This window comes from Caulobacter sp. 05T431 (genome assembly GCF_056665975.1).
In genome coordinates this window covers 150477-157054 of sequence record NZ_JBFTKU010000015.1, presented here as the reverse complement: position 1 = coordinate 157054, position 6578 = coordinate 150477, and the positions used below count along the sequence as shown (strand labels likewise).

Annotated in this window: 5 protein-coding genes; 3 read left to right on the top strand and 2 right to left on the bottom strand. The window is 68.9% G+C overall.

From position 1 onward, the window contains the following. Nucleotides 1-664 precede the first annotated feature (664 nt). The 3 genes from AC1U89_RS15225 (at nt 665) to AC1U89_RS15215 (ending at nt 3127) form a co-directional block, all read left to right on the top strand. Nucleotides 665-1897: a serine hydrolase domain-containing protein gene (locus AC1U89_RS15225; protein ID WP_479900534.1), complete on the top strand. Its 1233-nt coding sequence runs from the start codon at nt 665-667 to the stop codon at nt 1895-1897. 113 nt (nt 1898-2010) lie between these two features. After that, a complete protein-coding gene (locus tag AC1U89_RS15220) occupies nt 2011-2694 on the top strand; it encodes a hypothetical protein (protein WP_479900533.1) in 684 nt (227 codons plus the stop codon). 88 nt (nt 2695-2782) lie between these two features. Next, nucleotides 2783-3127 (top strand): hypothetical protein, encoded by a 345-nt coding sequence (locus AC1U89_RS15215; protein WP_479900532.1) that lies wholly within the window; start codon nt 2783-2785, stop codon nt 3125-3127. A gap of 45 nt (nt 3128-3172) precedes the next feature. On the opposite strand, the gene AC1U89_RS15210 is transcribed toward AC1U89_RS15215, so the two are convergent. Together AC1U89_RS15210 and AC1U89_RS15205 are read right to left on the bottom strand one after the other, a co-directional pair. Next, on the bottom strand, nt 3173-3592 hold the full coding sequence (locus AC1U89_RS15210) for a hypothetical protein (protein ID WP_479900531.1): 420 nt from the start codon (nt 3590-3592) through the stop codon (nt 3173-3175). A 128-nt stretch (nt 3593-3720) separates the two neighbouring features. Then, the gene (locus tag AC1U89_RS15205; RefSeq protein WP_479900530.1) at nt 3721-6540 is read right to left on the bottom strand and encodes a valine--tRNA ligase; all 2820 of its coding nucleotides are present in this window, start codon (nt 6538-6540) and stop codon (nt 3721-3723) included. Nucleotides 6541-6578: the final 38 nt, after the last annotated feature.

Genomic DNA, 6578 nt, shown 5'->3' with positions numbered 1-6578 from the left:
GGGACGGCGACTGAGGGCCTGTTTCATCCCGGTCGACGTTCCCCCTCGGGCGGGCAGGATCAGGTCGCCCGGAAGGGGCCGTCGGCGACTCCGACTGATCCTGGAACAGGCCGGTTTGAACCTCCCGGCCCCGTCGACCCTTGCCGTCCAGCGCTCGCCCGTTCCGGGCCTTGGGACCTTCTGAGCCCCGCTTCCCGCAACGATCCGCCCGCCGGGCCGGCTCGGCCCCGCTCGGTTCCATCCCCATCGCCTGCTTGGGCCGGTACCAAGAGCCCTCCCCGTGATGGTGACGGTTCTGATTGTGCGGGAGGTTTGAACCCTGGCGCGTTTGTGACGCTGCTTTTTCTTCAGGGCGTTGGAAAGGTTGGGATTCTTCTCGGCGTTCGCGGGGATAAAGGCGGCTTGATMCCCGCGCCGGGAACATGCTCTCACGGCAAGGCGTCTGAAATTCCGCCACGGCGATCGGGGTGAGTGCGTGTCCCCACCTTCGCCCCGAGCGCGTCCGGCAAGTCCACGGCCGACTTTGGGGACACGCACTCACCCAAACGCCACGCAAACCTGGCAGCCGCTTCGTCGTGAGTGCATGTCCCCGCCGGCCCAAGCTGCAGCCTTGCCCCCTTCCCGGTATCGCCCTACCTCAGGGTCGCAAACCGGGAGTCGTCGAATGCGTCCGTGGATCTCCAGCCTCGCCCTCGCCGCCGCCCTGCTGGCGACCACGCCGAGCCTGGCCGCGCCGCCGCCCGTCGCGGTGGCCGCGGCGCCCGACGCGGCCCTGGCCGCCCGGCTGGACAAGGTGGTCGACGCCGCCCTCGCCGAGCAGCGGCTGGTCGGGACGGTGGTGCTGGTCGCCCGCGACGGCAAGGTCGTCTACCACCGCGCCGCCGGCCTGGCCGACCGCGAGGCCGGACGCCCGATGCGCGAGGACGCGGTCTTCCGCTACTCGTCGGTCACCAAGCCCTTTGTCAGCATGGCGGTGATGAAGCAGGTCGAGGACGGCGTGCTGAACCTGGACGATCCGGTGACCAAGTGGCTGCCGGACTTCAAGCCGAAGCTGGCCGACGGGACGACGCCGGTCATCACGATCCGCCAGTTGCTGACCCACACCAGCGGCCTGACCTACGGCCTGGCCGAGCCGCCGTCGCATCCATACCACACGCTGGGCGTCTCGGACGGCATCGACCTGTCCGGCATCACCCTCGACGAGGACCTGCGCCGCCTTGCCCAGGCGCCCCTCGCCTTCCCGCCCGGCTCGGCGTGGCGCTACTCGCTGGCCATCGACGTGCTGGGCGCGTTGCTGGAGAAGGCGACCGGCAAGCCCCTGCCCCAGGTGGTGGCCGAGACCGTGACCGGGCCGCTGAGCCTGGCCGACGCCGGCTTCGTCGCCCGCGACCCGGCGCGGCTGACGGCGGCCTATGTCAACGCCCAGCCCGCGCCCCAGCGGATGACCGACGGCAACCAGGACGTGCCGATCGGCCCGACCGCCGTCCGCTTCTCGCCCACGCGCGCCCTCGACAAGACCGCCTTCCCGTCCGGCGGCGCGGGCATGGTCGGCACGGCCGGCGACGTCCTGACCCTGCTGGAGACCGTCCGCCAGGGCGGTGTCCCGATCCTGAAGCCCGCGACCGTGGCCCAGATGACCAAGGACCAGGTCGGCCAACAGGCCCGGACCCAGGGTCCCGGCTGGGGCTTCGGCTATGGCTGGGCGGTGCTGGACGATCCCGCCGCCGGCAAGACCCCGCAAGGCGCCGGCACGATGGCCTGGGGCGGGGTCTACGGCCACAACTGGTTCGTGGACCCGCAAAGCCGCCTGACCGTTGTGATCATGACCAATACCGCGTTCGAGGGCATGAACGGCCCCTTCACCGCCCAGGTGCGCGACGCCGTCTACGGACGCTGAGGCCGCGCGCCGCGCTTCCGCTGGAGGCCTGCCGGGCGTATCGTGCCCGGGTCGCCGTCACGCGACGGCGCGGCCGTTGGCTCAGGGACCCTCGGCCTCGTGGAGAGGTCCAGATGAAGATCGTTCTGACAGCGCTCGCGTCCGTCAGCCTGCTGGCGACGGCCTTGGCTCCATCGGTCGTTGACGCCCAATCGCGCGGCGGTCGTGGCGGCGGCGGATACCATGGCGGCGGCGGAGGCCACGGCGGCGGCTACGACGGCTACCATGGCGGCGGCGGCTACCACGGTGGCGGGGGCTACCACGGCGGAGGCGGCGGCTACCGAGGCGGCGGATACGGCTACTATCGCGGCGGCTACGGCTACGGCCACGGGTATGGCGGCGGCTATTGGGGCGCCGGCTATTGGGGCGGCGTCGGACTGGGCCTGGCCCTGGGCGCGGCCTATTCCTATCCGTACTGGTACAGCGGCTATCCGGGCTACTACTACGCCTATCCCAGCTACTACGCCGCCCCGCCGGTGGTCATAGAGCGGTCCGAGACGATCTATCGCGACCGCGACGACCGGGCGTCGGCCTATGACGACGAGCGGGCCGATCAGGACGGCGCGCCCTCCCGGGCCTGCGGCGCGTGGTCCTGGGACGCCGCCAGCGACCGCTACGACTGGGTTCCCTGCAACGCCGCGCCGGTCCCTAGCGCGCCCGCCCAGACCCCGCGCGCGTCCCCGCCGCCGAGTTCGTCCCAATCCAAGGGCGGCTGGAGGCCGCCCAGCGAACCGCGTTCAAACCCCGACCCATTTTGACCGCATCAGCGTCCCGCCGACGCCCCAAAGTCACGCCAGCGTAACGAGGCGTCGGGGGAGAGACGCTATTTTTCAAGATGGGAAGCCCATGCGTTCAATTCTGACTCTCGGCGCCGCCGCCCTGGCGCTCGCCGTCGCCGCCCMCGCCCTGGCCCAGACCGCCGCTCCGGCTCAGGACCCCGCCGCCGCGGCCGCTCCGGCGCCCACGGCCGCCGCCGTCGCCGCCGGCCAGCCCGTCAAGGACAATACGGGCGCGGTCATCGGCTCGGTCACCGAGGTCAAGCCGGACGCCACCGGCAAGTCGATGGCCACCATCAAGATGGACGACAAGACCTTCGCCGTGGACGTCAAGAACCTGGCCGTCCAGGACGGCGCCACGGTGATCAACGCCACCAAGACCGAGATCGAAGGCATGCTGGGCGTGAAGAAGTAGCCGGCCTTTCGTCGGGGATGCGCACCCGCGCATCCCCGATCGGATTCAACGCTTCGTCGCGATCAGCACACGCCCACGCGCGCCGGTCTTCACGGGCCTCACGGGCGACATGCTGGGATTGCGGGGATAGCGCGTCCCGTCGAACTTCAGGGCGACCTCATGCGGTTTCAGACCGCCGCCGCCMACCCATACACCGATGTCGCGCCAGCCGTGGCTCGAGCTTGAAAGCATCCGGATCGGCGCCCGGGTGATCGTCGTGTCCATGATCGCCTTCGGACCGGTCGGCCGGCGCTGCAGGACCAGAAGCTTGCAGCCGCCGCTTCCACAGAAGTCTCGTGTTTCCACGTACGCGACGATCTCTCGCTCGCCGTCACCGTTCAGGTCCACCTCGATGACGCGATGGTCCTTGTCGGAGGCCGGCGGCAGGTTGTCGCTTCCGTAGGTCGCGACGAGATAATCGACCACCACCCGCCGGGCTTCCGACGCCAGGGCGGGCGACGTTGCGAGCCCCGGGACGAGCAGGCCAGCGACGAGCAGAGTCCTGCGAACAGCCGTCGCGGTCGGTCGTGACCAACGCGCGGACGGCCCTCCGATCACCCCACCGCCTCCAGCCGCGCGAGCGCCGCTTCCAGCTTGGCCTTGGCCGCTTCGGCCTCGGCGAGGCGTTCGCGGTTCTCCTCGACCACCTCCTCCTTGGCGCGGGCCAGGAAGTCGGGGTTGTTCAGCTTCTTGCCGGTCTTCTCGATCTCGCCGACGTGGCCGGCGATCTCCTTGGCCAGGCGCGCCTTCTCGGCCGTCAGGTCGATGAACTCGGCGATGGCCAGGGCGCCGGTCGCCTCGCCCAGCACGATCGGGACCGAGCCGGTCGGGGCCGTGTCGGCCTCGCGGGCGCTATCCAAGCGCGCCAGGGTCAGCAGCAGGTCGCGGTGACGCGCCAGGCGGGCCTTGGTCTCGGGGCCGGCGCCGATCACCGACAGCGGCGGCTTGGCCGACGGCGGCACGTTCATCTCGGCGCGGATCGAGCGGATCTCGCCGACCGTGTCGACCAGCCAGCCGATCTCGGCCTCGGCCTCGGCGTCGATCCAGCTCTCAGGCAGCTCGGGCCACTTTTCGACGATCAGCATGCCCGTGCGGGGCGCGCCGAACTCGGCGGTCTTGTCCCACAGCTCCTCGGTGATGAACGGCATCACCGGGTGCAGGAGCTTGAGGATCACATCCAGGGCCCAGGCGGCCGTGGCGCGAGTCTCGGCCTTGGCCTCGGCGTCGTCGCCGTTCAGGATCGGCTTGGCCAGCTCCAGGTACCAGTCGCAGAACACGTTCCAGATGAACTTGTAGAGCGCGTCGGCGGCGGCGTCGAAGGACGGGGCCTCCAGGGCCTGGGTGACCTTGGCGACGGTCTTGACCGTCTCGCCGCGGATCCAGCGGTTGATCGGCTGCTTGACGGTCGACGGGTCGAAGCCCTCGACGCGGACGCACTCATTCATCTGCGCGAAGCGGGAAGCGTTCCACAGCTTGGTGCCGAAGTTGCGATAGCCCTCGATGCGCTGCTTTGAGAGCTTGATGTCGCGCGCCTGGCCCGACATCGCCGTCATCGTGAAGCGCACCGCGTCGCAGCCCAGCTCGTCGATCAGGATCAGCGGGTCCATCACGTTGCCCTTGGACTTGCTCATCTTGGCGCCCTTCTCGTCACGGACGAGGGCGTTGATGAACACCTGCTTGAACGGGACTTCGCCCATGAAGTGGATGCCCATCATCATCATCCGGGCGACCCAGAAGAAGATGATGTCGAAGCCGGTGACCAGGGTGCTGGTCGGGTAGAAGCGCGCCAGGTCTTCCGTCTTCTCGGGCCAGCCCAGGGTCGAGAACGGCCACAGGGCCGAGCTGAACCAGGTGTCGAGGACGTCCTCGTCGCGCTTCAGGACCGGGGCTTCGTCGCCGTAGTGCAGGATGGCGGCGGCCAGGGCCTCCTCCTCGGTCTCCTCGACGAAGATGTGGCCGTCCGGACCGAACCAGGCCGGGATGCGGTGGCCCCACCACAGCTGGCGCGAGACGCACCAGGGCTCGATGTTGCGCAGCCACTCGAAGTAGGTCTTTTCCCAGTTCTTCGGCTCGAAGACGGTGTCGCCGTTCTCGACCGCCTTCAAGGCAGGCTGAGCGAGCGTCTTGGCGTCGACGTACCACTGGTCGGTTAGGTAGGGCTGGATTTCGACACCCGACCGATCCCCGTGTGGAACCATGTGGCGTGTCTTCTCAATGGCCCTCAGCCAACCTTCTTCCTCAGCACGGGCCACGATCGCCTTGCGTGCTTCCGAAATACCTAGGCCACGCAATTCAACAGGAATGGAATCAATAGTGGGGGCCGTCGTCAGCTCATCGTCAGCAAATACCGTCCCATCGGGACTGGGCGCGCGGTGACCGAATTCAAAATCGTCTAGAGACGAGCTTTTGATGCGTGCGTCGGGCGTCAGGATGTTGATCGACGCCAGCCCGTGGCGCTTGCCGACTTGGAAGTCGTTGAAGTCGTGGGCCGGGGTGATCTTGACCGCGCCCGAGCCCTTGGTCGGGTCGGCGTAGTCGTCGGCGACGATCGGGATGCGGCGGCCGACGATCGGCAGGATCACGTCCTTGCCGACCAGGTCCTTGTAGCGCTCGTCCGACGGATGGACGGCCACGGCGGTGTCGCCCAGCATCGTCTCGGGACGCGTGGTGGCCACGACGATGAAGTCGCGGGTCTCGAACTCGGTCGGCTTGCCCTCGTCGTCGAAGGCGACCGGATATTGGAAGGTCACGCCGTCGGCCAGCGGATAGGCGAAGTGCCAGTAGGCGCCGTCAACCTCCTTCTGCTCGACCTCGAGGTCGGAGATGGCGGTCTGGAACTGCGGGTCCCAGTTGACCAGGCGCTTGTCGCGATACAGCAGCTTCTGCTTGTAGAGCTGGACGAACACCTTGCGGACGGCGGCCGACAGGCCCTCGTCCAGGGTGAAGCGCTCGCGCGACCAGTCGCAGCTGGCGCCCAGGCGGCGCAGCTGATTGGTGATCGCCCCGCCGCTCTCGGCCTTCCACTCCCAGACCTTCTCGACGAAGGCCTCGCGGCCCATCTCGCGGCGGCCGATGTTGCCGGCGGCGGCCAGCTGGCGCTCGACGACCATCTGGGTGGCGATGCCCGCGTGGTCGGTGCCCGGCAGCCACAGGGCCGACTTGCCGCGCATGCGGTGGAAGCGCGTCAGCACGTCCTGCAGCGTGTTGTTCAGGGCGTGGCCGATGTGCAGCGAGCCCGTCACGTTCGGCGGCGGGATGACGATCGTGAACGTCTCGGCGTTCGGGTCCTCGCTCGGCTTGAAGGCCCCGGAGGCCTCCCAGGCGGCGTACAGACGGGGCTCGACGGATTGGGGATCGAAGGTCTTTTCAAGCATGGCGCTGGGGATATGCCATCTGCGGCCGCCGGGCGAAA

Bases quoted from the DNA above. Each gene is read 5' to 3' on its own strand.
- AC1U89_RS15225 (WP_479900534.1), top strand. From the start codon at position 665: ATGCGTCCGTGGATCTCCAGCCTCGCCCTCGCCGCCGCCCTGCTGGCG.
- AC1U89_RS15220 (WP_479900533.1), top strand. From the start codon at position 2,011: ATGAAGATCGTTCTGACAGCGCTCGCGTCCGTCAGCCTGCTGGCGACG.
- AC1U89_RS15205 (WP_479900530.1), bottom strand. From the start codon at position 6,540: ATGCTTGAAAAGACCTTCGATCCCCAATCCGTCGAGCCCCGTCTGTAC.